The 420-nt window shown below is 64.3% G+C and carries 1 protein-coding gene; it reads right to left on the bottom strand.

Features of this window, described 5'->3' with window-relative positions:
- The coding region (locus tag EN852_RS35435) for an ATP-binding cassette domain-containing protein (RefSeq protein WP_135879650.1) at window positions 1–374 on the bottom strand (374 nt) is incomplete at its 3' end.
- Between the last annotated feature and the right edge of the window lie 46 nt (window positions 375–420).

The following is a 420-nucleotide window of genomic DNA, read 5'->3' as shown; positions in this document are numbered from 1 at the left end:
GCGATCAGCTTCTCGCGGCCGAGGAAGATGTTGTCGGCGACGCTGAGTTCCGGAACGAGGTTGAGCTCCTGGTGGATGATGGCGATGCCGGCGTCCTCGGCGTCGCGAACGCCGGCGAAACGGACCGCCTGATCGTCGATGGCGACAGTGCCTTCGTAGTCGGTATAGACGCCAGAGAGGATCTTCATCAGCGTCGACTTGCCGGCGCCGTTCTCGCCCATCAGCGCATGCACCTCGCCGGGCCTGAGGTCTAGGCTGACATCGGATAGCGCGGTGATGCCGCCAAACCGCTTGAAAATGCCGGTCGCGCTGAGGACGACGGTCGGACCGTCGGCCGTCACGTTTTCCGTCGTGATGGAGCCAGCGCGCTGCATGACAAAGGACGGCCTCCCTCCGTCGTCTTCGGCGGCGTGAACGCTA

This window comes from Mesorhizobium sp. M2E.F.Ca.ET.209.01.1.1, from assembly GCF_004010375.2.
Lineage (GTDB): Bacteria > Pseudomonadota > Alphaproteobacteria > Rhizobiales > Rhizobiaceae > Mesorhizobium.
The sequence above is the reverse complement of the archived record's forward strand: the minus strand, read 5'-3'. Positions and strand labels throughout refer to the sequence as shown.